The 25,306-nt window shown below is 57.0% G+C and carries 19 protein-coding genes and 3 tRNA genes; 8 read left to right on the plus strand and 14 right to left on the minus strand.

Translation table 11 applies throughout. The features are described from left to right. Positions 1–18: 18 nt before the first annotated feature. From ABEA08_RS13470 to rep, 4 genes are all read right to left on the minus strand, one after another. Positions 19–94 (minus strand) — tRNA-His (locus ABEA08_RS13470). Positions 95–217: 123 nt separating this feature from the next. Continuing rightward, a tRNA-His gene (locus tag ABEA08_RS13475) sits at positions 218–293 on the minus strand. Positions 294–324: 31 nt separating this feature from the next. Then, positions 325–401, minus strand: a tRNA-Arg gene (locus ABEA08_RS13480). Positions 402–669: 268 nt separating this feature from the next. After that, on the minus strand, positions 670–2,685 hold the full coding sequence (gene rep / locus ABEA08_RS13485; protein WP_345335850.1) for a DNA helicase Rep: 2,016 nt from the start codon (positions 2,683–2,685) through the stop codon (positions 670–672). A 121-nt stretch (positions 2,686–2,806) separates the two neighbouring features. Between rep and ABEA08_RS13490 the strand changes: the two genes are divergently transcribed. Both ABEA08_RS13490 and ABEA08_RS13495 read left to right on the plus strand, forming a co-directional pair. After that, the gene (locus ABEA08_RS13490) at positions 2,807–3,070 is read left to right on the plus strand and encodes an accessory factor UbiK family protein (protein ID WP_345335851.1); all 264 of its coding nucleotides are present in this window, start codon (positions 2,807–2,809) and stop codon (positions 3,068–3,070) included. A 120-nt stretch (positions 3,071–3,190) separates the two neighbouring features. After that, positions 3,191–3,664, plus strand: a complete 474-nt coding sequence (locus tag ABEA08_RS13495) for a hypothetical protein (protein WP_345335852.1) — start codon at positions 3,191–3,193, stop codon at positions 3,662–3,664. A gap of 72 nt (positions 3,665–3,736) precedes the next feature. Here ABEA08_RS13495 and ABEA08_RS13500 read toward each other — a convergent pair whose 3' ends face one another. The 5 genes from ABEA08_RS13500 to modA all read right to left on the minus strand — a co-directional run bounded on the left by ABEA08_RS13500 (position 3,737) and on the right by modA (position 10,313). Then, positions 3,737–5,707: a BCCT family transporter gene (locus ABEA08_RS13500; protein ID WP_345335853.1), complete on the minus strand. Its 1,971-nt coding sequence runs from the start codon at positions 5,705–5,707 to the stop codon at positions 3,737–3,739. 89 nt (positions 5,708–5,796) lie between these two features. Further along, on the minus strand, positions 5,797–7,779 hold the full coding sequence (locus tag ABEA08_RS13505) for a BCCT family transporter (protein ID WP_345335854.1): 1,983 nt from the start codon (positions 7,777–7,779) through the stop codon (positions 5,797–5,799). A gap of 293 nt (positions 7,780–8,072) precedes the next feature. Next, positions 8,073–8,906, minus strand: a complete 834-nt coding sequence (locus tag ABEA08_RS13510; RefSeq protein WP_345335855.1) for an ATP-binding cassette domain-containing protein — start codon at positions 8,904–8,906, stop codon at positions 8,073–8,075. Continuing rightward, positions 8,891–9,571: a molybdate ABC transporter permease subunit gene (modB, locus tag ABEA08_RS13515; protein ID WP_345335856.1), complete on the minus strand. Its 681-nt coding sequence runs from the start codon at positions 9,569–9,571 to the stop codon at positions 8,891–8,893. The genes ABEA08_RS13510 and modB overlap by 16 nt, the downstream gene beginning before the upstream one ends. A 7-nt stretch (positions 9,572–9,578) precedes the next feature. Further along, positions 9,579–10,313, minus strand: coding sequence for a molybdate ABC transporter substrate-binding protein (modA, locus tag ABEA08_RS13520; RefSeq protein ID WP_345335857.1), 735 nt, complete (start codon positions 10,311–10,313; stop codon positions 9,579–9,581). Positions 10,314–10,939: 626 nt separating this feature from the next. Here modA and ABEA08_RS13525 point away from each other — a divergent pair. Then, complete coding sequence (locus ABEA08_RS13525) at positions 10,940–13,189, plus strand: molybdopterin-containing oxidoreductase family protein (RefSeq protein ID WP_345335858.1); 2,250 nt, start codon at positions 10,940–10,942, stop codon at positions 13,187–13,189. Positions 13,190–13,205: 16 nt separating this feature from the next. After that, positions 13,206–13,754 (plus strand): 4Fe-4S dicluster domain-containing protein, encoded by a 549-nt coding sequence (locus ABEA08_RS13530; RefSeq protein WP_345335859.1) that lies wholly within the window; start codon positions 13,206–13,208, stop codon positions 13,752–13,754. Between the two features lie 388 nt (positions 13,755–14,142). Here ABEA08_RS13530 and ABEA08_RS13535 read toward each other — a convergent pair whose 3' ends face one another. The 5 genes from ABEA08_RS13535 to ABEA08_RS13555 all read right to left on the minus strand — a co-directional run bounded on the left by ABEA08_RS13535 (position 14,143) and on the right by ABEA08_RS13555 (position 19,091). Beyond that, positions 14,143–14,754 (minus strand): TorD/DmsD family molecular chaperone, encoded by a 612-nt coding sequence (locus tag ABEA08_RS13535; RefSeq protein WP_345335860.1) that lies wholly within the window; start codon positions 14,752–14,754, stop codon positions 14,143–14,145. 197 nt (positions 14,755–14,951) lie between these two features. Further along, entirely contained in the window at positions 14,952–15,329 is a 378-nt protein-coding gene (locus ABEA08_RS13540; protein ID WP_345335861.1) for a nitrate reductase cytochrome c-type subunit, read from the minus strand. A gap of 10 nt (positions 15,330–15,339) precedes the next feature. Then, positions 15,340–17,823, minus strand: a complete 2,484-nt coding sequence (gene napA / locus ABEA08_RS13545; protein ID WP_345335862.1) for a nitrate reductase catalytic subunit NapA — start codon at positions 17,821–17,823, stop codon at positions 15,340–15,342. Continuing rightward, positions 17,820–18,089, minus strand: a complete 270-nt coding sequence (locus ABEA08_RS13550) for a chaperone NapD (RefSeq protein ID WP_345335863.1) — start codon at positions 18,087–18,089, stop codon at positions 17,820–17,822. Before ABEA08_RS13550 ends, napA begins: the two co-directional genes overlap by 4 nt. A 405-nt stretch (positions 18,090–18,494) precedes the next feature. Continuing rightward, positions 18,495–19,091, minus strand: a complete 597-nt coding sequence (locus tag ABEA08_RS13555; RefSeq protein WP_345335870.1) for a response regulator transcription factor — start codon at positions 19,089–19,091, stop codon at positions 18,495–18,497. Between the two features lie 165 nt (positions 19,092–19,256). Here ABEA08_RS13555 and ABEA08_RS13560 point away from each other — a divergent pair, with 165 nt between their 5' ends. From ABEA08_RS13560 to nrfD, 4 genes are all read left to right on the plus strand, one after another. Then, entirely contained in the window at positions 19,257–21,044 is a 1,788-nt protein-coding gene (locus ABEA08_RS13560; protein WP_345335865.1) for a sensor histidine kinase, read from the plus strand. A 319-nt stretch (positions 21,045–21,363) separates the two neighbouring features. Continuing rightward, a complete protein-coding gene (phsA, locus tag ABEA08_RS13565) occupies positions 21,364–23,643 on the plus strand; it encodes a thiosulfate reductase PhsA (RefSeq protein WP_345335866.1) in 2,280 nt (759 codons plus the stop codon). A gap of 12 nt (positions 23,644–23,655) precedes the next feature. Beyond that, the gene (locus tag ABEA08_RS13570) at positions 23,656–24,228 is read left to right on the plus strand and encodes a 4Fe-4S dicluster domain-containing protein (protein ID WP_345335867.1); all 573 of its coding nucleotides are present in this window, start codon (positions 23,656–23,658) and stop codon (positions 24,226–24,228) included. Continuing rightward, positions 24,225–25,172 carry an NrfD/PsrC family molybdoenzyme membrane anchor subunit gene (gene nrfD / locus ABEA08_RS13575; protein WP_345335868.1) on the plus strand — a complete coding sequence of 316 codons (948 nt, stop codon included), beginning with the start codon at positions 24,225–24,227 and terminating at the stop codon, positions 25,170–25,172. Before ABEA08_RS13570 ends, nrfD begins: the two co-directional genes overlap by 4 nt. Positions 25,173–25,306 lie beyond the last annotated feature (134 nt).

The following is a 25,306-nucleotide window of genomic DNA, read 5'->3' on the forward strand; positions in this document are numbered from 1 at the left end:
CGGCTTTTTCGTAAAAGATGGGGTGGCTAACGGGACTTGAACCCGCGACAACCGGAATCACAATCCGGGACTCTACCAACTGAGCTATAGCCACCACTGAAACAGTGATGCAGCAGACACGCTGCTCAACGACACAATGGAAGCGTAGACAATCGTCCACTGCAGACCAAATCGTATCATTGGATATTTGCCGAACGGCTTCAGCAAACAAGAAAGATGGGGTGGCTAACGGGACTTGAACCCGCGACAACCGGAATCACAATCCGGGACTCTACCAACTGAGCTATAGCCACCATCGAATATATTGCGTCGGACCATAGAAAATGGCGCGCCCAAGAGGATTCGAACCTCTGACCTTTGCCTCCGGAGGGCAACGCTCTATCCAGCTGAGCTATGGGCGCATCCTTGACGGCGGGTATAATACTCAAGCCACCGGTTGTCGTCCACGAATAATTCATTCCGACGGCGCGGCTGGCACATTTTTGACCAAACTGTGCAAGGGCTGTTCAGTTTCATCCTAAAAACCGCAATGCCGGCAATTTTTCGGCCCGGCTAACTCAGGCCATACCCTTCGCCGTGTTTTATCAAGAGCAACCTCACGTCAATCACCGCTCAGTTCCCCAGGCACAATTGCAGCACTGAGTTGGGCCTGCTGCTGACACTCTGGCCCTACTTCTTGTTAAGCATCGCCCGCATCATGGCGATGTTGCTCTTGCCGGTCTGCTGACGCTGCTCGGCGGAAGGTTTTTTCTGCCGCGCTTCCCACACCAGATCGTCCTGGGGCAGCTCCAACAGGAATCGACTGGGCTCGCACTTGAGCTGCTCACCGTATTGGCGCCGCTCCTTACACAGAGTGAAGAACAGCTCCCGCTGCGCCCGGGTAATGCCCACATAGGCCAGTCGGCGCTCCTCCTCGACATTGCCCTCGTCCAAGCTGCTCTGGTGCGGCAATAAGCCCTCCTCGGCGCCCACCAGGAACACGTAGGGAAACTCCAACCCCTTGGAGGCGTGCAGGGTCATCATCTGCACCTGATCCGACTCCTCGTCCTCATTGTTGCGCTCCATCATGTCGCGCAGGGTCAGTCGGGTCACTACCTGGGCCAGGGTCATCGCCTCTTCCAGATCGTCGCCCTCCAACATATCGGTGATCCAGCGATACAGCTCGGACACGTTTTTCATCCGCATCTCCGCCGCCTTCGGGCTGGGCGAGGTATCGTACAGGTGATCCTCGTAGTTGATGCCGCGGATCATCTCCTTAAGCGCTTCCAGCGTATCGCCGCGCTGTGCCCGGTCGCCCAGCTCCACCAGCCAGCGCGTGAACACCATGGCCGTTTCCGCGCCTTGTGGCGGCAGCGCCTGCTCGATCTCCGGATCGAAACACGCCGCAAATAGGCTGATCTGCTTACGGTTGGCCAAACGCCCGATCTTCTCCAGCGTGGCAGGCCCCATGCCGCGCTTGGGCACATTGCAGATCCGCAAAAACGCGTTGTCGTCATCCGGATTCACCAGCACCCGCAGATACCCCATGATGTCCTTGATCTCCGAACGGCTGAAGAAGCTGGTGCCACCGGAGATCTTGTAAGGAATGCGGTTGGTCATCAACGCTTTCTCAAAGATCCGGGCCTGATGGTTGCCCCGATACAAGATGGCGTAATCCTTGTGCTTGGCGTGGTTCATAAACTTGTGCCGCACCAGGGTGGCCACCACCCGTTCCGCCTCGTGCTCCTCATTATTGGCGGTCACCACGGTCAGCGGCTCGCCATAGTTGAGGTTGGCGCGCAGGGTCTTGTCATAGACGTGCGGGTTGTTGGCGATCAGGATGTTGGCCGCCTTCAGAATGCGCCCGGAGGAGCGGTAGTTCTCCTCCAGCTTAACCAACTCCAGATTGGGGTAGTCCTTGCCCAGCAGCACCAGGTTCTGCGGCTTGGCGCCACGCCAGGAGTAGATGGACTGATCGTCATCGCCCACCACGGTAAAACGGGCACGCTCGCCAACCAATTGCTTCACCAGCTGATACTGACTGGTGTTGGTGTCCTGATATTCATCCACCAACAGGTAGCGAATGCGATCCTGCCACTTCTCGCGCACCGCTTGATTGCTGGACAGCAGTACCGTCGGGATCATGATCAGATCATCAAAATCCAGCGCGTTATACGCCGTCATATGGTCGCGATAACGGGCATAGAGCTCGGCGTGCAGCACCTCTTTCTCGCCTTGGGCGATGCGCTGAGCCCGCTCCGGCAGCACCAGATCGTTCTTCCAATCGCTGATCTGCTTGATCAGCTGCTGCAGCTGATCCTTATCTTCCAGCAGCTCATCCTCGGTCAGCTCCTTGAGCAGCGCCAGCGTGTCCTGATCGTCAAACAAGGAGAAGCCCGGCTTGAGTCCCAGCACCTTGTGCTCGCGGCGGATGATGTCGAGACCGAGGGTGTGGAAGGTGGAAATACGCAGGCCGCGGGCCTCGCCTTTGCCCAGCGTCCCGGCGATCCGCTCCTTCATCTCCCGCGCCGCCTTATTGGTAAAGGTCACCGCCGCAATATGACGCGCCTTATAGCCGCACTGCTGAACCAAATAGGCGATCTTATTAATGATCACCCGAGTCTTGCCGGATCCGGCGCCCGCCAGCACCAGACAGGGCCCGGAGACGTAGGTAACGGCTTGTTGTTGGGCCGGATTGAGTTTCATCGGCAAGAGGATCCTTCAGTAAAATGGGCGCGCAGTTTACCCCAATTACGCGACCGATAGGATCGCAAGATTGAGATCACAATCTGCTACTATACGAGAAAATCGACCAAGGGATGGACCTATGCTGAACCCACAAAAACTGGAAGAGCTCGCACAACAACTGGCAAGCACCCTGCCCCCAGGCGTTAAAGCCGCTGCCGATGAGTTTGAAGTGAAAGCCAAAAGCGTGCTGCAAAGCCAACTGAGCAAACTCGATTTCGTCTCCCGCGACGAGTTCGACCGGCAAACGGCGGTCCTAGCCAAAACCCGGATGATGGTTGAGCAGCTCGAAGCCCGCCTCGATGCACTGGAGACGCCGGCGCCAGAACAAAGCGACGCCGAGTAAGGCGCACAACCGCAGAAAAAACGGGCCCGAGCCCGTTTTTTTGTGCCCGCTCTGGCCCCGATGGGTCACTCGCCATATGCTTAGGGGCGAGTTATCCAAACCAGTTCGGAGTCCCACCCTGTGATCTACAACGTCATCCTTGTCGCCGTCGCCCTTATCGCCCTCTATTTCGTGTTTAAGGCCAAACGCTATCAACGCGAGCATCAGGACGCCAACCAAAACGCCAAGGCCAAACTGGACGCGCTGCAGGCCGACGCCGAACGCGCCTGCGGCGATTGGGCTCAGGGCAGCAATGCCAAACTCGAAACCAAGACCGCGCTCAAGCAGGGCCTAAGCCAGGCCTTTGAGTTTGGCGCCGAGCTGGTGGGCGAGCGCCAAAGCGTCGACAGCAAGGCGATCAAGGCCGTGCTGGCCGATTACCTCGAAGGGGAGCGCAACACTGAGGCCCGCTGGGCACTCTATCACCGCGCACTGCACTGCGCTGTGTTACTGGGCCAGAAAGCCGCCCAACCGAAAATGGCCGGCCAGATCGACTTCCAGATCAGCAAACTGCGCGAAGCGCTGGCTCGCGGCGACGTACCGGAAAATCGCTGATCCAGAGACCGTGCACCTAAGATAAAAAACGCCCCGGCTGAGCCGGGGCGTTTGGGTTTTCAATGGCGGCGATCAGCGCACCAAGTGGAGGAAGTGCAGATGCTTCTCATACTGCTCCACGATGTCACTGAGCACCTGCTCTCGGTTCCAGCCCATGATGTCGTAATCTTGACCCCCCTCGCGCAGATGCACCTCGGCACGGAAGTACTCCTGAGCCTCTTCATCCCCGGCAAACGCAGGTTGAGCATAGGCGCGTGGACGCACCGCATAGTAGAAATCGATCTCCTCACCGTGCAAGACCTCGAGCCAGACGCTGCCTTTCGCCTCATCGTGGGCGATACGCACGTCGATCTGCTCCATCTCCAGCAACTCCGCCACCGACACCATGGCGGGCTCGACCACGCACTTCAGATAACGCTCCACCTGCCCCTTGCGAGAAAAACGCACCACATTTTGTAGCCGAGTATCCCAGGACAGCGTCGCCCCGCCGGTCGTCGGGGCCAGATTGGTCTGGCTCAATGTCTCCCGTTTGGTTTGGTCCATTCGAAGCGCTTTGATCAAGCCATAGGTGCAGGCCAACAGGGCCACCGAGAAGGGTAACGCACTGGCAATGGTCGCCGTCTGCAATGAGGCCAGTCCCCCGGCATAAAGCAGCACCATAGCCACCAAACCGATCATGGCGGCCCAGAACACCCGCTGCATCACCGGCGTTTCATCCTGACCACCGGAAGCCAGCATATCCACCACCATGGCGCCAGAATCCGCCGACGTGACGAAGAACACAATGATCATCACAATGGCCACGGCGGAAAGCAACTGACTCATGGGGTAATGTTCAAGGAAGGCAAAGAACGCCAAGGCCACATCCTGTTCTACCACCTTGGCCAGTGCCTGATCGCCCTTATTGAGGATCAGATCGATCGCGCTGTTGCCAAACACCGACATCCAGAAAAAGGTAAAGCCCACCGGCACCACCAGCACGCCGGTAACAAATTCACGAATGGTGCGTCCGCGGGAGATCCGCGCGATGAACATGCCGACAAACGGCGCCCAAGACAACCACCAACCCCAATACAACAAGGTCCAGCCGCCCATCCACTCACTGGACTCATACAGATACAGATTGAAGGTCTTGTCCACCAAACTGGCCAGGTAGTTGCCCGAGTTATGGACGAACGCCTCCATCAGCCAAGAGGTGGGCCCAAGGAACACCACCAGCGCCAATAACGCCAGTGCCAACACCATGTTGAGCTCGGATAAGCGCCGGATCCCTTTCTCCAACCCAGTGGCCACTGACACCGTCGCCAACAGGGTGATCACCAGGATAAGGCCAATCTGTACGCTGCCCGCCACCGGTACCTCAAACAGATGATTGAGGCCTGCATTGACCTGCAGCACCCCATACCCGAGCGAGGTGGCCACCCCGAAGATGGTGCTGATGATGGCGAAGATATCCACCGCATGGCCGATGGGGCCGTAGATCCGATCCCCGATCAACGGGTGCAGCGCACTGCGTAGAGTCAGCGGCAAGTTATGACGATAGGCAAAGAACGCCAACATCAACGCCACCAACGCGTAGATGGCCCAGCCATGCAGGCCCCAATGGAAGAAGGTCAGCACCAGCGCCTCACGGGCGGCTTCGACCGTGCCCGGCACTTGCTCCGGCGGTGTCAGGAAGTGCATCACCGGCTCGGACACACCAAAGAACAGCAAGCCAATGCCCATGCCCGCGGAGAACAACATGGCAAACCAGGAGCCATAGCTGAATTGCGGTTGCGCATGGTCCGGTCCCAACTTGATATCGCCGAAACGCGACGCCCCCAGATACAGGGTGACCACCAAGATGATGGCCACCGTCATCACATAGAACCAACTGGCCTTGTCGAGGATCTGAGATTGCAGCGTGCCGAATTGCTCGGCGGCCGCATCGGGAAAGGCGGTTGCGAGGATCACCAGCAGGCAGATCAGCGCACTGGCCCCGAAAAACACCGGACGATTCAAGCTGCCAGAAGGCAGCTCTAGCGCCGGTTCAAGGGTATTCATAATGACTTCCTTTGACACTGATACAGCGTCTTCCTTGTCAAATAAAGCGCCCCGAACGATCCGGGGCGTACATCTTTTTCCCTGTTACATCAGCGCACTACGTGCAGGAAGTGCAGATGTTTTTCATACTGATCCAGCATGTCTCCCAACACCTGATCCCGACTCCAACCCATGATGTCGTAATCCTGGCCCCCTTCGGTCAGGTGGACCTCGGCGCGGAAATACTTGCTGTCCTCATCATCCACCTCTTCATCCGTCTGTACAAATGCCGGACGGAGATAATCCTTCGGTCGCACCTCATAGACAAAATCGATCTCCTCGCCGTGCGCCACCTCGAGCGCCACACGATTGGTATCCTCTTCGCGGCGCACTTCGACATCCACCGTCTGCTTACGCAGTTCGTTGGCCATCAATTCCATCGCCGGCTCCACCACATCATCGATAAAGCGATTGACATGACTACGACGAGGAAACTGCATCATGTTGCGTAAACGACGGTCCCAAGACACAGGATTGCGCGTAACTCGCGGCGCCAGAATGGCCGCCAACTGACTGTCCTTTTTCTGCAGATCCACCTGCAGCGCCTGCAGCAAACCGTACGAGGCCACCATTAAAATAATGGAGAACGGCAGCGCGCTGGCAATGGTCACAGTCTGCAATGCCGACAGACCGCCTGCGATCAACAGCACCACCGCCACCACACCAAGCAATGCGGCCCAATAAACCCGCTGCCACAATGGGGTGTCATCTTCACCGCCGGAGGCCAGCATGTTCACCACCATGGAGCCAGAATCCGCGGAAGTGACGAAGAACACCACGATCATCAACATTGCCAGCATCGACAACAGCGCGCTGAACGGGAACTGCTCGAGGAACACAAACAATGCCAATGACGAATCCTGACCGATCACCTCACCCAGGTGAACCACACCCTGATTGAGGATCAGATCAATCGCCGAGTTACCGAACACCGTCATCCAAGCCAGCGTGAAACCCGCCGGCACAAACAGCACCCCCATCACAAACTGACGGATAGTACGACCACGGGAGATCCGAGCAATAAACATGCCGACAAACGGCGACCAAGACAACCACCAGCCCCAGTAGAACAAGGTCCAGCCGCCAAGCCACTCTTTCGGGTCATAGGCATACAGGTTGAAGGTTTTTCCTACAATATCGGATAAGTAGTTACCTGTGTTCTCAACGAACATCTGCAGCAGATAGACCGTGGGGCCGAGTACCAGCACCAACAGGATCAAGCCCACCGCCAGCACCAGGTTGAGCTCAGACAGGCGACGAATGCCCTTATCCAGCCCGGTCACCACCGAGATGGTGGCCAAGGTGGTGATCGCCACGATCAGCACCACCTGAGATTGGGTCCCAATGGGCACATCGAACAGATAGTTCAAGCCCGCGTTGACCTGGGCCACGCCAAAGCCGAGCGAGGTCGCCACCCCAAACACCGTTCCCAGAATGGCAAACACATCTACCGCATGGCCGATAGGGCCGTAGATCTTGTCGCCGATAAGGGGGTAGAGCGCACTGCGCAGTGTCAACGGCAGATTATGCCGATAGGCAAAGAAAGCCAGGATCAGCGCCACAATTGCGTAGATCGCCCAGGCGTGCAGGCCCCAGTGGAAGAAGGTGATATTCATCGCCTCCTTAGCCGCCTCAATCGAGCCCGGCTCCCCTTCGGGGGGACTCATAAAGTGCATCACCGGCTCGGCGACACCAAAGAACATCAGGCCGATCCCCATGCCTGCGGAGAACAGCATGGCAAACCAAGACTTGTTATTGTACTTGGGCTCGGCATGATCCGGCCCCAACTTGATGTCACCAAAACGGGACAAGCCCAAGAAGGCCACAAACATCAAGATCACCGCGACGGTGAGAACGTAAAACCAACTGGCGTTAGCGATCACCGCCGCTTGGGTCGCACTGAAGCTGGACGCCGCTTGCTCAGGCAGAGCCACCGCGTAAGCAACGATGGCGAAGATCAGGGCCGTCGCCCAGCCGAACACTGGCGTATTTATTTTTGATTCGAGTTCGTACGATTGTTTTTCATCAGACATGGATCCTCCATAACGAAACCCTAAGGTTTCGGACTACTCACCACGACAGGCCGGGTGCTTGAATGGAAGGTTCACAGGGGAGGAAAACAGACACCTCGAGCCTTCATCTGGTCGAGTGGTACTGAAATTTGGTGCGCTGCGAGCATCCCATCAAGCGCGATTGTCGCGGTATGGGCAAGCCACCTAACGTCTGGATAGGGGACCGCCAAACCACAGCAGATCGTCGATCTGCCGGTATTAACAACGTGTCAGCATACGCGATCCCGCCAGATGACACTAATCACCCATGGATACTACTCACGCCCCTTGAGCCAACTCGGCTCACTCACCACCCCGACCACCTGCGCCAAGGCCAGATCCGGCGCAAACTCATCGAGTTGAATGGTTACCTGACCGGACGCCGGATCCACCGCCACCACAGTGCCCAGGCCCCGGCGTTTCGGCAGACTCGGTGCCATCGCCTCACCCGGGCCGATCTGCGCGATCCGTCCCGAAGTCATCACCGCAATGGGATCACACAGCTGCAGCGTCTCCGCCACCGAGTGACTGATGAACAGCAGCGGTATGCGCGCCGAAACCCGTTGCAAAAAGTCCAGCAGGTGCTGACGGCTGGCCATATCCAGCGCCGCCAACGGCTCATCCAGCAGCAACAAACGCGGCGCCGCGATCAGGGCCCGGGCGATGGCCACCCGCTGGCGCTGACCGGCCGAGAGTGAGGGCGCGGGCTGATCCAACAACTCACTAAAACAGCACTCATGCGCCAACTCTTGGATGGAGAAGATCGGCTGCCGGGTCTGACGCAACGCCAGTGCTAAGTTTTGCCGCACGGTCAGGTGAGGGAATAGGCGACTATCCTGAAATACCAAGCCAATACGGCGCTTATCGATGGGCACAAAGATCCCCGCCGCCGTATCCTGCAGCACCTCACCGTCGAGCACAATGCGCCCCGGCAAGCCCCGCTCCAGACCGGCGATCGCCCGGATCAAACTGGTTTTGCCCACCCCGGACGGGCCAAACACCCCCAGCGCTCCGTCCATCACCTGATCCAACTGCAGATCAAACTCAAACTCCCCCAGCTTCCCCGCCAAGGCCAACTCTAAACGCATCGCCACTACCAATAACCCCAACGACGTTTCCGTCGATCCATGCCGACATAGATAAACAGCAGCAACACCAGCGAGGTGATCAACAGCCCCGCCGCCAGCACATGCGCGCGGACATATTCCAGCGCTTCGACATGCTCAAACAGGGTAATGGCGATCACCTGGGTTTCGCCAGGAATGTTACCGCCGATCATCAGCACCACACCAAACTCGCCCAGGGTATGGGCAAATCCCAACATGCCCGCCAGCACGAAGCTGTGCCGGGTCATGGGAAACACCACATGGGTAAAGCGCTGCAGCTTACTCATCCCCAGCGTCGCCGCCGCCTCCAGTTCCCCTTTGCCCAAGGTGGTGAACGCCGCCTGCAGCGGCTGCACCACAAACGGCAGCGAGTAGAGCATGGAGCCCAGCACCAGGCCGGTGAACGAGAACGCTAGGGTCGAGCCGGTCAGCGCCTGATAGGTCTGACCGGGAAAATATTGCGGCGAGAACAGCAACAGCAGATAAAACCCCAATACCGTCGGCGGCAGGATCAGCGGCAGCGCCACCAACGCCTCCGCCAACGGACGCCAACGGGCTCGACTGTGAGCTAACCACCAAGCCAACGGCGGCGTCACCAATAGGAGCAGTGCCGTACTGATCAACGCCAACTTGACGGTGATCCACAACGCCTCCAGATCGGACGGCATCAACCACTCAGTCAAGGCGATACCCCGCGTCGGTCAATGCCCCCTCTTGGGTGAGCAGGAAATCCACCAACTGCCGGGCCAACTCAGGCTCATCGGTGCGTTTGAGCACCACCCCCTGCTGTAATATCGGCGTGTGCATCTCTGCTGGCACCACCCAATACTCAGACGCGGGCACTGCAAAGGCGTGCAACTGCGCTAAGGCAACAAAGCCTGCGGCCACATTGCCACTTTCGACATACTGAAAGGTCTGCAAGATGTTGCTGCCACGCACGATGTTGCGACCAAATTCATCAGTCCGTTCAGAACGCTCAAGCACCTCTCGGGCCGCCTCGCCATAAGGTGCAATGCGCGGGTTGGCCATCGCCAATCGCCCCTGCCATTGCATAAAGTGCTGCTTCGTCACCGACTCTCCCGGCACTCCCGGCTGCCAATAAGCCAGAACGCCGGTGGCGTAAGTAAACGGCTGACCGATGATGAGCTCCTGCTGCGCCAACAATTCTGGCCGTTCATTATCCGCCGACAGAAACAGATCGAACGGCGCCCCGTGGAGGATCTGGGTGTATAGAGCACCGGATGCGCCGGAGGATAGACGCACCTTAACGTCATTCTCTTGTTCAAACTGTTCCGCCAGTGGGGCTAAAGTGCTGCGAAAATTTGCCGCTACTGCAACATTCAGCTCTGGCACTGCCCAGGCTGGGCTGCATGCCAGCCACATTACGGCCAGCAACCCGATACATCGCATCCGATCCTCAAATTTATTGGAGTGTATGCGGTTCACTATGTCACGGCCACTAGCTGGGAAAAACCCACAATGCTCAGAAGTTTGATATCCACAGAGTCTGCTCATCTTTCAGCCCCACGAGTGAATGCTATCGAGCACTGTGCACAGAACCCCCAAAACAGCACAAGGCGCACACTACAACAAGAAAATTAAAAAAGATCTTCACCAAAACAGTAAAAAGTATGCAGAGCGAAGATTATTACCCATGTTTAATCCGAATTGAGCAGTGGGTCCCGCTGACACCACAACCCCAACCAAAGTCACAAAACACACCCCTAATGGCGAACTTTCCTCAGCCTGCAAAATCGCAGCTTTTATTTGTCATTTATGGATAACCCGCCGTGATCTTGGTTCAAATTAACTTCAGGGACGAGTAAAAACATTCGCTTCACTCTGCTGACAATATCGGTCAGTTACCCCGACCAAACAGCCACGGGATAGAAATAGTTATCACTTGGCTACGCCCCTCACCTTTTGAACGAATTGCACAATCGCATTTCATGAAATTGCTGTTTTTAAATTTGCCGTCAATTGCCATTCTGAGCCGCATAAAAGCATAAAGTGTTTCTTATATTTGGAGTTCAATGATGAGCATCAACAGGCGTACCTTCTTGAAAGGGGCATCAGCCTTTGCCTTTTCTTCCGGTCTGGTCGGTTGCAGCAGCAGCGATGACAATGATGATGAGATCATCACCCCGGAACCACCATTCGATCACACTCAACACGTCACCTGTCCACGTAACTGTGGCGACCGCTGTAGCCTATTGGTGACCACCAAAGACGGGGTTGCTACTGCCATCACTGGTGATGATCGCCATCCAGTCACTGCTGGAACTCCATGTGTTAAGGGCCACGCCTACCTACAATCGGTATATAGCCCAGATCGATTGCAGCAGCCTCTCAAGCGTGTCGGCCCAAAAGGACCTGGTGCCCGTTTCGAACCGATTACATGGGAAGAGGCTTATGATGCTGTCGCTGCGGGCCTAAAAGAAGCGGTTGATAATCACGGTGCCAACTCTGTTTCCTACTACAAATACTCCGGTTACGGCGGCATGTCTGGTGTTGCAGGTCCCTACCGCTTCTTCCATCGCCTCGGCAGTCGCAAACTGGAAGAGCACATCTGTGCCAGTGCTGGTTACCACGGCATGAGTTCCATTCTTGGTGAGTTTATTGGCCCGAGTCCGGAAGATTACGTCAATACCCAGTGCTACGTATCCTGGGGTACCAACGAGCAATCCACCAACATCCACCACCTCAAGTTTATTAATGAAGCTCGGGACAAAGGTGCGAAAATCCTGGTGGTCAACTCAGCCCGCACGCCAATGGCTTCTCAGGCCGATATTTGGCTGCAGCCAACACCGGGTACCGACGCAATGTTGGTACTGGGGATCTGTAAAGTGCTGATCGAAGAGAATCTGCACGATACCGGCTTCATCGCCGCCAATACCCAAGACTTTGATGCACTGGTAGAGCGCGTCGACGAGTTCACCCACGAACAGATCGCCAAGCACACCGGCGTTTCAACCTACCAGTACCAACAGTTTGCTCGCGCTTACGCCGGCGTCGATGCCGCTATCATTCGTATCGGCTATGGCCTGCAGCGAACTCTGAACGGTGGTCGCATTGTCCGTTCCATCCCAATGATGGCCGCATTAACGGGCAACTTTGGCCGCCCTGGTGCCGGCGTTACCTATTTGAATACTCAAGCGGGTTGCCGAAACGGCGCATGGGCAAATGGAGCTCACCTGACGCCAGAAGATATTGAGAAGCAACGAACAACCGTCAGCATCAACGAATACGCCCGAGCTTTGGTGCCAGAAACCTACGTTCAGCCCGATGGTACAGAAGGGCCCATGGCCTATGGCGAATCTTGCGACCCCATTAAGGCCTTTGTGTGCTGGAACTCGAACCCGATGGCCATCGCACCGAATACCGCCTTGTTTGAGAAAGGGTTAATGCGTGAAGACCTGTTCAGCATCGGCGTCGACTTGTTCATGACTGACACCATGGAATACATGGATTATGTCTTGCCTGCTGCCAGCTTTATTGAGCAAGAGGACACCAGCGACAGTTATCACGCTTATTACACCCAACACAGTCATAAGCAGATCGATCCACTGTTCCAGTCCAAGACAAACTACGAGATCTTTACCACCCTGGCAAAAAAGATGGGCTTTGATGACCCGGATTTTGACCTGACGGCAGAAGAGTTGAACCGTCAGGCATTTAACGGTGATATCAGCTACGACGAGTTTAAAAAACAGGGCTTCTACATGCCACCGGGTATCACCTACCCATGGCGCAAGGATTTCGACTGGCCAACCGCCAGTGGCAAGATTGAATTCAAAGACACCAGCGGTAACTACTTCGATGCCGAACGCTTCCACCCGGTGATCGATATCGGCACCCCGGAAACCGATGCCCATGACTACTTCGGCATGAGTGACGGCGAGAAAGCGCGTGAATTCCGTCTGTTGTCGCCTGCGCACGCCAAGATGAATAACTCACAGTGGGCCAACATCAAGTACACCCGCAACTTGCCGGCACACACCGTGTATGTGCACCCACAAGATGCGGCAGATAAGGGTATCTACGACGGTGCACCGGTAGAACTGACCGCCACCCGTCATAATGACGAGGTGGTCAGCATCGTCTACACCGCCAAGGTTGAGCCTATGACGGCTCCAGGCACCCTGCTTGTGTGGAAATGTTCCTGGAAGAAGACCAACCCGAACGGCAGTAATACCGCCATTAACATGATCACTAACTGTGATCTGACTGACATGAACAACGGCTCTACCTTCCACGCCACGCGCGTTGATATCAGCCTGGCCTAAGCCCTAAGGATCTCTCATGACTAAACAACTTGCGTTCGTCTTCCGTCAGGAAAACTGTGTCGGCTGTGAGGCCTGTACAGTGGCATGTCAGGCCAAAAACAAGCTGGATGAAAAGCGGATGTACCGCCAGATCAGCTGCCACGATCGGCTCAGCCAGCAAGGTCGCTCGGTTCAGGTTTTCTTAAGCCAGTCCTGCCACCACTGTGAAAACCCATACTGCGTCAAAGCCTGTGCTTATGGGGTCTATAGCAAGCGCGCTGACGGCATCGTGGTACAAAACCTCGAGAACTGTGTTGGCTGTGGTCAGTGTGTGCGTGACTGCCCACACGGTGCACTGGCGATGGAAGATATCAATGGTCGCAACCGCGCCACCAAGTGCGATATGTGTGCCGAACTGATTGATGCTGGCGAAAAACCTGCCTGTGTTCGAGGCTGCCCGGTACAGGTATTGGATGTCATGCCACTGGAAGAAGCGGTCCAACTGCCAGGCGCCCAACTGTACGGCCACGGCTACAGCGACTTTGGCAATAAGCCTAATACCGTGATCATCCGTAAGCGCAGCTAATTATTGAGCTACGGTGTAAGACGGTCCGCCATTGCGGGCCGTTTTTTTTGATTCAAAAACAGAGCAACGTGCCGGATCGCCGATTATGCCGCAAAGGGCAACCGGTCGGAAGTCGGCCTAGCGTTAGGCGAAGTTATTTTGAGAGCGGCAGATCGCATTGGTCGCTCAATAACCCAAACTCCTAACCTGTCGATATCGTGACAGCTAGAAGTCTGGATTGAAAGAAACGTCATGTTGGAGTTAGAAAGGACACTTTGTGCTTTTTAGCTCACGATCGCGCCTCAAGACGAGCAAGCGATAACACGGATTCAAGTCTTCTGGTGCTGACTCGCCTCAGACCCACACAAAGCCAGCCAAACAGGTTCTAGCCAGAGGAGAAACAAGGAAATTATTTGTACAAAGGCACCGGCACAACAGTCACCGATAATGCCTGACTCAGGCCATCTAACGTAGACTCAGCCAGCAGCGCCAACTGTTGGTAAAGCTCCGTCTGTGCAGAGTCATTCATACACTGAAGAAAACGTCCGGACCAAGGTAGCAAATGCACCCCCAACAGCTCACTGACCGCTTCATCCTGCTGCTGAAGCAACAAATGCGCCGTCGCCCCCAGCATTAAACCGAAATGATCCAGTGGCTGAGCCTCACTCAGTTCAAACTGTATTTGGTGTTGTTTGCAAAACGCCTGATAGGCCACCGAACTTTCTGCAAACAAACGGTTTTCACGACTGGTATAAACCGAGCCCCATGGATAGGCCTTGCGCCCTTTCGGTGCCAGCAAGAGATCGTAATGATCTTGCTTTAGTTGCTCGAACGGTACATAAGTCACCCCTCGCTGCAACTGCTCCGTCAGCGGCTTCTGCGCCAACCATTGTGGCCAATGTTCAAAGACAGCCTCTTTATCTAAGGCTTCAACGGTACTGGCCTCGAGCGGCCGGTAAAACAGAGTGGCAAGCACATCTAGGGCCGCCAGGGTTTCTTGTCGTTGTTCTGTGGACAGCATAGATCCTCACTGTTTGTAACTGTGTTCTTCCTGCAGTAGAACACAGTTACCCTGAGGGGTATGCGGGGTGGATCTCGATCTGAACAGCGTTTTTCACCCACAAAAAAAACCGGCGGATATGCCGGTCTTTTTGTCTATTTTTTCATTAAATACCTACACGTTTGCGCGGCATGCCCACCTTGTAGGAATCAATAGGATTAAAATTGGATCGGCTGGGACTGCGGCACGTGGCAGGTCAGGCATTGATAATAATGACCATCCAGTTTCGCGTCATCGCCATAGTGACGTTCGGACATCTTCTGCTTGCCGCGACTGTGGCACATGACACAGCCGTTGCGCTTGAGCGTGATCGGGTAGTCAGCTTTGTGCGGAATGATCGGGGTCATCCCCTCCAGCTCAACCGCCACCGACACTCCGCGACTGGGGAATTCCACCGCCTGCGGTACCGGACTGGTTGCCGCTACGGCGACATCACCACGGGTCGACAACGGCGCTTCGCCTGCGGGCTCACTGCCCAACTGACAGCCAGCCAACAGCAACACTAAAGCCGCAGCCGATACGTTCAATTTGTTCATACTCGGCTCCTTACGCCTTGGTCACTTTAACCGGACATTTCTTGTAATCGGTCTCTTTCGAGATCGGATCGGTCGCATCCAGCATCAGCTTGTTGATCAGCTGACTCGAGTCGAAAAACGCCATAAAGATCCGACCCCTTGGCATGCTGTAGCGCCCCTGGGTCTGGACCCGGCTGCGCACCTCGCCGCGCCGGTTGGAGACCACCACAGCATCGCCATTTTCAAGGCCGCGCACGGCCGCATCTTCTGGGTGCATAAACACCTCGGCATTGGGTGCCGCTTTGTCCAGCTCAGGCACACGGCGGGTCATGGTGCCAGTGTGCCAGTGTTCCAGAATACGCCCGGTACACATCCACAGATCGTGCTCGCTGTCCGGCGCCTCGGCAGGCGGCTCATAGATGTTGGCGATGATCACCGCCTTGCCGTCATTGTGGCCATAGAACTCAAAGTCCTTGCCCGCTTTCACATAGGGATCCAGCCCCTCTTTGAAACGCCACAAGGTCTCCTTGCCGTTAACTACTGGCCAGCACAACCCCTCACCGTTGAAGTAGGCATCGAAGTCGCCCAGATCGTGGGCATGGCCACGGGTAAAGCCAGCGTATTCTTCGAACAGCCCTTTTTGCACATAGAAGCCAAATACGTCGTTTTCGTCGTTAAAACGGCCCTTACATTCGCGGGAGTTAAACTTGTCCACTTCGCCATTGGCAAACAGCACGTCGAACAGACTCTTACCCCGGTACTCCGGCGCCTGTGCCAGCTGCGCTTCCGTCCAGACGTCCTCTATCGCAAAGCGCTTGGAAAACTCCATCATCTGGCGCAGATCGGAGCGTGCGCCAGGGATGGGTTTCACCATTTGGTGCCAGTACTGGCCGCGACGCTCGCCGTTGCCGTAAGCGCCTTCTTTCTCAACCCACATCGCACTGGGCAACACCACATCCGCAACGGAAGCCGTCACCGTCATGTAGGCATCCGACACCACGATGAAGTTCTCCGGATTAAGGTAACCCGGCAGCGCCTCTTCATTAATGTTCGGTCCGGCCTGCAGATTGTTGGTGCACTGGGTCCAGTAGCAATTCATCAGCCCATCTTTCAATGCCCGGTTCTGCGCCACGGCATCAAAGCCCGGCGTCGCAGGGATAGTGCCTTCCGGCAATTGCCAGCGCTTCTCGGCGTATGCGCGGTGCTGGTCGTTCATTACCACCATGTCCGCCGGCAAGCGGTGGGCAAAGGTGCCCACTTCGCGAGCGGTACCGCAGGCCGAGGGTTGACCGGTCAGCGAGAACGGGCTGTTGCCCGGCGTCGAGATCTTGCCGGTCAGCAGATGGATGTTGTAGATGGAGTTGTTCACCCACACGCCGCGAGTGTGCTGGTTCGCCCCCATACACCACAGACTCATCACCTTGCGTTTGGGATCAGCATATTGCTGCGCCAACTTCTCCAGCTGCGCTATCGGCACGCCGGTTTGCTGCGCGGCATACTCAGCGGTATAGGCAGACAGGAACTCGGCGTACTGGGCAAAATCGATCGGGGTCGTCTTACCGGAGCCACGGTTTTTAGCGGCTTTTTCCAATGGGTGCTCAGGGCGCAGGCCGTAACCAATGTCCGACTCTGCAACGGCAAACTTGGTGTGTTGATCCACAAAGTCCCAATTCACCGCATCGTTCTGGATGATGTAGTTAGCGATAAAGTTGAGCAGCACCTGATCCTGATGCGGTTCAAACACCATGCCATTGTCGGCAAACTCAAACCCACGATGCTGATAGGTCGACAGTACGTGCACCTGGCACCCGTCATGACTCAAGCGGCGATCAGTAATGCGGTTCCACAAGACCGGGTGGGCCTCTGCGGCATTGGAGCCCCACAACACGATGGTGTCTGTGTGTTCGATGTCATCATAGGTGCCCATCGGCTCATCAATACCAAAGGCGCGCAGCATCGCCACTACGGCGGAAGCCATGCAGTGACGGGCGTTGGCGTCGATATTGTTGGAGCGGAACCCGGCCTTCATCAACTTAACGCCGGCGTAGCCTTCCCATACGGTCCACTGACCGGAGCCAAACATGCCGACCGAGCCCGGACCCTTCGCTTTCAGGCTGGCCTTCCACTTGGCGGCCATCTCGTCGTAAGCGCGATCCCAACTGACCGGCGTCAGCTCGCCATCTTTGGCGTACTGGCCATGCTTCATCCGCAGCAATGGCTGGGTCAATCGCCCGTAGCCATACATCACCTTCGACAGGTAGGCCCCTTTCACACAGGCCATGCCCTTGTTCACCGGGCTGTCCGGATTGCCTCGGGTCGCCACAATGCGGTTATCTCGGGTGCCAACCAAGATGCTACAACCCACGCCACAGAAGCGGCAGGGCGCTTTATTCCAGGTGATGTCATCCGCGCCTTCGGCGGCCTGTACCATCTTTACCGGGATCGCCGCACCCGCCGCAGTTGCTGCCGCCATGGCGGCATTGGCTTTAATAAACTGTCGTCTATCCATCTTCACTGCTTTGCTTCCTCTTGCTCATCAAGGGTTTCGACCCGGTGGTAGGTCAGTGCGGCCGACAGGACGCCATCGAGATTAACCAGGCGGTCCATCGCGCTGCGCATGGCACCTTGGCTGCTGCGCTCCAACGTCACCACCAGCTTGCCGCTGTCGGTCACGGAGTGGATCTCGCTGCCTTCCAGCGCGTGAATGGCTGCGCGCACATCAGACACACGATCTGGCTGGCTGTGCACCACAAAGCTGGTGATGTGATATTCGTTGGACACAGGACACCCTCTGCTCTGAATTCAAAGCCCCATGATGAAAACTGACGCAAATGAGAGGTATACCCCTTCGGAGGTAATCAAAAGAAAGCGTGAAGCGGATCACAAGGCGACGTCAGGAAAATGACGATTCCGCGATAATTGCACAAAGGAAGGACAAGCGAACGCCTTTGACTGGCATTGAAGGCCAGGTTTACTTAGAAGGTAAAAGCGTCAAACACCTTGTTCACCGTCGCAGGTAAGACCGCTCACAGCCCACTCGGCAAGTGCGCAACGGGTGCCCCAATACTTGGGCATAGAGCAAGCCCACAGCCCTGCTAACTGAGACTCCGACGCCACTTATGAGCGATCAACCCCATCGAGCTACGCCGGCATTGTCGGCCTGAGTCTTGCGGTCAATCGGATCGTTCAAGCCACCAAATGGGCCAAACTCATCAACTCCGCCATATTTTCCACCCCCAGTTTGCTCATCACGCGCGCCCGGTGTACCTCGATGGTCCGCACCGTCACAAACAGCTCTGCGGCGATCTGTTTATTGGTCAGCCCCTTCACCACCAAGCGGAAAACCGACAGCTCACGCTCGGTCAAACCGGATAGGCGACAGCGTAATCGCTGCAGCTCCCAACGCTGCTGACTGACCCCGATCGCCTCACGCAATGCCCGCGCCAGATCTTGCCCCTTAACCGGTTTCTGAAAGAAATCATGGGCACCTTGCAGGAACGCCTCCCGCACCATAGGCACATCACCATGGCCGGTCAGAAAGATCACCGCAATGGGACTGCCCACCTCCAGCAGCCGCTGATGGATCCTCTCGCCAGACAAACCCGGCATCCGACTGTCGAGGATCACGCAACCGGGCGCGGTCAGATCCACCGTCTCTAAAAACGTCGCGCCACAGTTGAAGCAACGCAGCTCGAAGCCGTAGCTTTTCATTAAGAAACACAGAGAATCCAGCACCGCCAGATCATCATCGACAAGATAAATTGAGCCGCACTCGTCCACCATTACCTCCAACCCGTCGCCTACGAGGGCACGTTGACCATAACCAAGCCCCCGCAAGCCGACAAGCCACCCCGGCATCAAGCTTCGATCTTATTGATCTAAAGCATTAATTACCCATTATTCAATCGCTAAGATGCCTCTCTGGCCCATCGCTCGGGATACCGTCCAATGACATGGAAAACCGGATGCCGTTATCCCTTCAAATGGCTGAGTTGTTTCCTGCTTCTCCTGTTTAGCGCCATCGGCCATGCCCAGTCGCCCATTCAACCGCTGATCATTGGCGTCTTAAACGACTGGGGGGATCAACAAACCCGAGCACGCTGGCAAGGGCTGCTGGAATACCTCAATACCCAGCTGCCGGCCAACCACTTCGCCATTGAGCCACTGGCGCATGACGCACTGGCCGACGCCCTAAAACAGCGCTCAATACAGCTGGTCATTACCGATCCCGGCCACTATCTGCTACTCGCCAACCGGTATCCGCTGTCACAGTTGGCCACCTCGCGCTCCCTGCGGCACTGGGGCAGCGCCTACGCCAGCGGCTCCGCCATCTGGGTTCGTGCCGATAGCGATTACTACAATATCTTCGATCTCAAGCAGATCTCTATCATTGCCAACCACCCGGCCGATCTTGAAGGGTATCAAGCCGTCGCCGGTGAGCTGCTGCGCCATGGGCTGGATCCCAAGCGCTATCTCAAGCGGGTCAAGTTTCGCGATCTGTCTCATCACGCGTTACTCGCGCAAGTGCAACAACAACAGAGTGACGCCGCCATCGTGCCCTTTTGCGCCAAGGAGCGTTTGGTTGAACAGGGCCTCTATGACAATGGCGACTTTCGCCTGATCAACGCCATGCCACTGGACAGCGGCGAATGCCAAAGCAGTACCGCGCTCTACCCCGGCCTGACCATTTCGAGCACCGATGAGGTTTCAGACCATCTGGCCACCACCATTACCCGGGCGCTGCACAACCTGCCGCCCGAACACCCGGCCGCAGAGCAGGCCGAGATCCTCGGCTGGGTTGCCCCCATCAGCTTGTTATCGGTTCAAAGCCTCTATCAGCAACAACACCTATTGCCCTCGAACCAAGGTCGATTAAACCGCCTCACGCTCTGGTTGCAACGCAATCAGCACTGGGCCTGGCTCTCACTCATCGCGCTGTTCTCGGCGGCGATCTACCACTGCTGGATCGAATATCGCTACCATCAGAAAAGCACCCATCTGATCGGCACCGAACGACGCCTGAGAACCGCCGCACTTCAATTGCAGCGCCTTGAAAACAGCGCCATCCTCGGTGAGATCGGCGCCGGCCTGGCGCACGAAGTGAACCAACCCATCGCGGCGATCAGTGCCTACAGTGAAGGCGGGCTGCATCGTCTGCCGGCGGATTGTCCGGCGGAATATGCGGAAGTGCTGAGCAAGATCCAACTGCAAGCCGATAAAGCCGGCGCCATCGTCCACCGGATCCGTCGTCTGTTGAAGCAGCAAGATGCCGCCATCCAATCCTTGACCCTTGCCCCCTTAATCGACGACTGCTTGCTGTTGTTGGATATGGAGTTTAAACAGCAAGCCTTCCAGCCCAACGTTGAATACCATGGAACGCCCTCCTGCCTGCAGGGCGATCCGGTCGGCCTACAACAAGTCATCCTCAATCTGCTCAAAAACAGCCTGGATGCGCTCAAGCAAAACCCACCCGAGCGCCCACCCGAGCTGTTGATCCGCGTCCAATTCAGTGCAGATCAGATCGCGCTCACCATTGAAGATAACGGCCCCGGCCTGAGCCAGCCGGTGCACTCCCTACTCTCACCCTTTTATTCCACCAAACCCAAGGGCTTGGGCCTCGGTCTCGCCATTTGCGTCGATGTGGCCGAAGCCCACGGCGGACAGTTCACCCTAAGCAATCGTCCTGAGCACGGCTGCCAAGCCGTGCTGATCCTGCCGCTGCGCGGTCACCCATAAACCGGAGCACCTTGCCCTCACCAGAGCACACCAGACGCTCAGCCGGCTCAGCAACGGGCCGTCGAGCGTCCCATCCTGTGCCGTGAACATCGGCGGCGCGGCCCTTTTTCTGCCATGTGGCAAACCACAATTGACGCCTTTGGCTCCGTGTCGCAGGGCGCAATGAACTTGGCTCAAAATGACTATTTTTACCCTAAAAAACCCAATTACTGTGGTTTACCACAATATCCTGAACGCCATGCGCTGCTTATAAACGGGCCATCCCCCTTTCCTCTCTCGGAAGGGATTGTTCTCACGAGCAAGCCAAAAGGACTTCATTATGACGATGAACCGGCGTTCATTTCTTCAGATCGCAGGCGCCAGCTCCGCCGGCTGTGCCCTGGCGAGTTTTCTCCCCGGTACCCTCGGCGCCCTCGCGCCCAGCCCACTGATCGCCACCGGCAAGCGGACGCCGAGTATCTGCGAGATGTGTTCAACCCGCTGCCCCATCTCAGCCCGTGTGGTGGATGGGCGCAACGTATCGATCTTGGGTAACCCTAATGCCAAAGCGTTTGGCGGCAAGGTCTGCGCCCGCGGGGGCTCCGGCCATAGCCTGCTGTACGATCCCGACCGGCTGGTCAAACCGCTAAAGCGGATCGGCAAGCGTGGTGCTGGCCAATGGCAAACCATTGAGTGGGACGAAGCCTACGCCCTGATCGCCGAGCGCATGCAGCAGATCAAACAGCAGCATGGGGCGGAATCGATCGCCTTCACCTCCAAGTCCGGCTCATTGGCCAATCATCTGTTCCACCTCAGCAAAGCCTTTGGCAGCCCCAACACCTTCACCCACGCCTCCACCTGCCCTAATGGCTACGTGGTCGCCGCCAAAGCCCTGTTTGGTGGTGGCGTGAAGCGCGACATTGGTGGCGCCAAATACATCATCAATTTCGGTCATAACCTCTATGAGGGGATCAACATGTCCGAAACCCGCGCCATGATGCAGGCGCAAATGGACAAAGGCGCCAAGCTGGTGGTGTTTGATCCCCGCTTTAGTATCTGCGCCGATAAAGCCGACGAGTGGTACCCCATCCGGCCCGGCACCGATCTCGCCATCGCCCTGGCACTCAGCCAGGTGCTGATCGAAGAGCGGCTGTACGACGCGGCCTTTGTCGACCAATACGTCGAAGGGTTCGCCGCCTTTGCCCAGCAGGTGCGGCAATACACTCCGGAGTGGGCCGCCGAGCAGACCGACGTGCCCGCCGCCGATATCCGCCGCATCGCCCGTGAGCTCGCCCATCACGCGCCCCATGCCATGGTCGATTTTGGCCATCGCACCACCTTCACCCCCGAAGAGTTCGATCTGCGCCGCACCCTCTATGGCCTCAATGTGCTGATCGGCAACATCGAGCGTAAAGGTGGTCTGTACATGGGCAAAAAAGCCAAGGGCTACAACCAACTGGCCGGAGAGAAGGTGGCCCCTACCCTGGCCAAACCGGGCGTCGCGTCCATGCCAACGATCAGCGCACCACGGATCGATCAGGCGGATCCGCAACTGGCCATGGCAGCGGCCTCAGGCGGCGTGTCCCAGTCGGTGCTCGACGCGGTACTCGAGCAAACCCCGTATGCCATCAAGGGCTGGATCATCAGCCGCAATAACCCGATGCAAACCATCGCCAGTCGCGGCCGGGTGGAACAAGCGCTCAAGGCACTCGATCTGGTGGTGGTCTGTGATGTCTACATCACCGAAACCGCAGCACTCGCCGACATTATCCTGCCTGAGTCCACCTATCTGGAGCGGGACGAAGAGATCAGCGATATCTCCGGCAAATCCCCCACCTATTACGTGCGCCAAAAAGCGGTGGAGGTGATCGGCGATACCCGTCCCAGCTGGCAGATCTGGCAGCAACTGGGCCACAAACTCGGCCTGTCCCAATACTACCCATGGGACAGCATGAGCACCTTGCAACTGGCTCAAACCGGCAACGACGCCAGCCTGCTCAATCACATCAAGCAGCAAGGTTTTGTCAGCTATGGCGAGCCACTGCTGCTGCGCGAGCCAGCCAGCGTCAACACGTTCTGCGGAGCCTACCCCAATGCGCGGGAGCAGGATCCGGATCAGACCTTTGCCAGCGCCATGCGCTTCAACACCCCCAGCGGCAAGATCGAGCTGTCCTCAGCGAAAGTCGAAGCGTTGTCACCGGGGCGCGGCGTGATCCGCTACCGTCCGGTCAAACTCAAACAGGACAATGAGCTCTACTTCATTCAGGGCAAGGTCGCGGTGCACACCAATGGCGCCACCCATAACATCCCGATGTTGGCCGAGCTGATGTCCGACAACGCAGTCTGGATCCATCCGGACACCGCTGCCCCCCACGGCATCAAAAATGGCGATGCCATTGAACTGGCCAATCGCAACGGCACCGAGCAGGGCACCGCGCTGATCACTCAGGGGATCCGTCCCGATACCGTCTTTGCCTACATGGGCTTTGGCGCCAAAAACCCGGAGCTCAAGCGCGCCACCGGCCGCGGCGTTCACTGCGGCAACCTACTGCCCCACAGCGTGGCCCCCATCTGTGGCATGAGTCTGCACACCGCCGGCGTCACATTGCGCAAGATCTAGCAGGAGAACATCATGAAACCTCGTTATGTAATGGTGCACGACGAAAACCGCTGCATCGGCTGCCAGGCCTGCAACGTCGCCTGCCGCAGTGAAAATCAGGTGCCCACCGGAGTGACGCGCATTCAGGTCCGGATCGACGGGCCCCACGGCACCAGTCCGAACCTGCGCTTCAACTACCAACGCGTCTCCTGCCAGCAATGCGAGAACGCCCCGTGCGTCTCGGTTTGCCCGACTCAGGCGGCCCATATCGATGACAACGGCATCGTCAGCGTCGATAAGAGCAAGTGCGCCGGTTGCCAGTATTGCCTGGCCGCCTGCCCCTACAAAGCGCGCTTTATCAACCCCACCACCAAGGTGCCAGATAAGTGTGATTTCTGCAGCAAGACCCGTCTGGCCCGGGGGGAACTGCCCGCCTGCGTCAGCGTCTGCCCGACCGATGCCCTGCTGTTTGGTGATGCCAACGATCCCAACAGCGAGGTGGCCAAAGTGCTCGCCAATAACACCCATTATCAAAGCAAAGCCCATTTAGGCACCCGCCCACGGATCTATCGCATTCCAAATCGTAAAGGAGGGATCAGCGCATGAACGCAACCTGGGGAAGTGTTACCCAATACGATCCGGTGATCTGGAACTGGATGATCGCCAGCTATCTGTTTCTGGCTGGCCTCTCTGCGGGCGCGCTGATCGTCGCCCTGGCGATACGCTGGTACCGCAAAGCCAAAGATCAGCCCTATGATCATACGCCGACCCTGCAGGCGGCGGCGTTGATCGCCCCAGTCAGCATCTGCCTCGGCATGCTGTTTCTGGTGATGGATCTGACCAAGCCGTTAGAGTTCTACCTTATCGTGTTGAACTACAACCCGTCGTCGGTGATGTCGCTGGGGGTCATGGCGTTGAACCTCTACATCCCACTGACCTTTGTGTTCTGCTTCTGGGTGTTTCGCAAACCGATCCAGCGTCGTCTGCCGCGCTTAACGGGCCTGATCGACCGGATCGACCGCCATCATCGCGGCCTACTGGTGGTGCTGTTTGCCTTGGCCCTGATCGCCGCGATCTATACCGGGATCCTGCTCTCCGTCCTCAACAGCTACCCCATCCTTAATACCGCGGTATTGCCGGCGCTGTTTTTAGCCTCCTCCATCGCCGCCGGCTCGGCGGGCAATAGCCTGGTTGGCTACTGGTTAGCGAGGCATCAACCCAGTGATGATCTGAACCAAATGCATCAACTGGAATATCCCGTCGCCTTCAGTGAAGCGCTCTGTCTGGTGCTGCTGTTTGTCGGCCTGCTGTTTTCCGGACCGGCAGCCCAAACCGCCATCAATGCGCTCACCAACGGCGCCTGGGCTGTATTGTTCTGGTCTGCCGTGGTGGGGCTGGGGCTGGGCGTGCCTGTGCTGGCCAACCTATTCGCCAGCAAACACTGGCTGCATGGGCGTTTCGCTTCGCTGCTGTTGCCCTGCTGCACCCTAGTGGGTGTGCTGGCCATGCGTTACTTCGTCGTTTACGCCGGCCAGAGCTATACCATTTAACCTCTGCGAATCGAGTAGGAGGGGGCCTTGCGGCCCCCGTCCTCTCACACCACCGGGCATACGGTTCCGTACCACGGCGGTTCAAGTTAAACCTTTGAGCCGCTGATAATGACCCAGCAGCGATATCAGTCCTA

The organism is Ferrimonas pelagia, assembly GCF_039543565.1.
Lineage (GTDB): Bacteria > Pseudomonadota > Gammaproteobacteria > Enterobacterales > Shewanellaceae > Ferrimonas > Ferrimonas pelagia.

Coding starts and splice junctions, on each gene's coding strand:
- rep (WP_345335850.1), bottom strand. CDS start 2,685: ATGAAACTCAATCCGGCCCAACAACAAGCCGTTACCTACGTCTCCGGG.
- ABEA08_RS13490 (WP_345335851.1), top strand. CDS start 2,807: ATGCTGAACCCACAAAAACTGGAAGAGCTCGCACAACAACTGGCAAGC.
- ABEA08_RS13500 (WP_345335853.1), bottom strand. CDS start 5,707: ATGAATACCCTTGAACCGGCGCTAGAGCTGCCTTCTGGCAGCTTGAAT.
- ABEA08_RS13505 (WP_345335854.1), bottom strand. CDS start 7,779: ATGTCTGATGAAAAACAATCGTACGAACTCGAATCAAAAATAAATACG.
- modB (WP_345335856.1), bottom strand. CDS start 9,571: ATGCCGTCCGATCTGGAGGCGTTGTGGATCACCGTCAAGTTGGCGTTG.
- modA (WP_345335857.1), bottom strand. CDS start 10,313: ATGCGATGTATCGGGTTGCTGGCCGTAATGTGGCTGGCATGCAGCCCA.
- ABEA08_RS13525 (WP_345335858.1), top strand. CDS start 10,940: ATGAGCATCAACAGGCGTACCTTCTTGAAAGGGGCATCAGCCTTTGCC.
- ABEA08_RS13530 (WP_345335859.1), top strand. CDS start 13,206: ATGACTAAACAACTTGCGTTCGTCTTCCGTCAGGAAAACTGTGTCGGC.
- ABEA08_RS13535 (WP_345335860.1), bottom strand. CDS start 14,754: ATGCTGTCCACAGAACAACGACAAGAAACCCTGGCGGCCCTAGATGTG.
- ABEA08_RS13540 (WP_345335861.1), bottom strand. CDS start 15,329: ATGAACAAATTGAACGTATCGGCTGCGGCTTTAGTGTTGCTGTTGGCT.
- ABEA08_RS13555 (WP_345335870.1), bottom strand. CDS start 19,091: ATGGTGGACGAGTGCGGCTCAATTTATCTTGTCGATGATGATCTGGCG.
- ABEA08_RS13560 (WP_345335865.1), top strand. CDS start 19,257: ATGACATGGAAAACCGGATGCCGTTATCCCTTCAAATGGCTGAGTTGT.
- phsA (WP_345335866.1), top strand. CDS start 21,364: ATGACGATGAACCGGCGTTCATTTCTTCAGATCGCAGGCGCCAGCTCC.
- ABEA08_RS13570 (WP_345335867.1), top strand. CDS start 23,656: ATGAAACCTCGTTATGTAATGGTGCACGACGAAAACCGCTGCATCGGC.
- nrfD (WP_345335868.1), top strand. CDS start 24,225: ATGAACGCAACCTGGGGAAGTGTTACCCAATACGATCCGGTGATCTGG.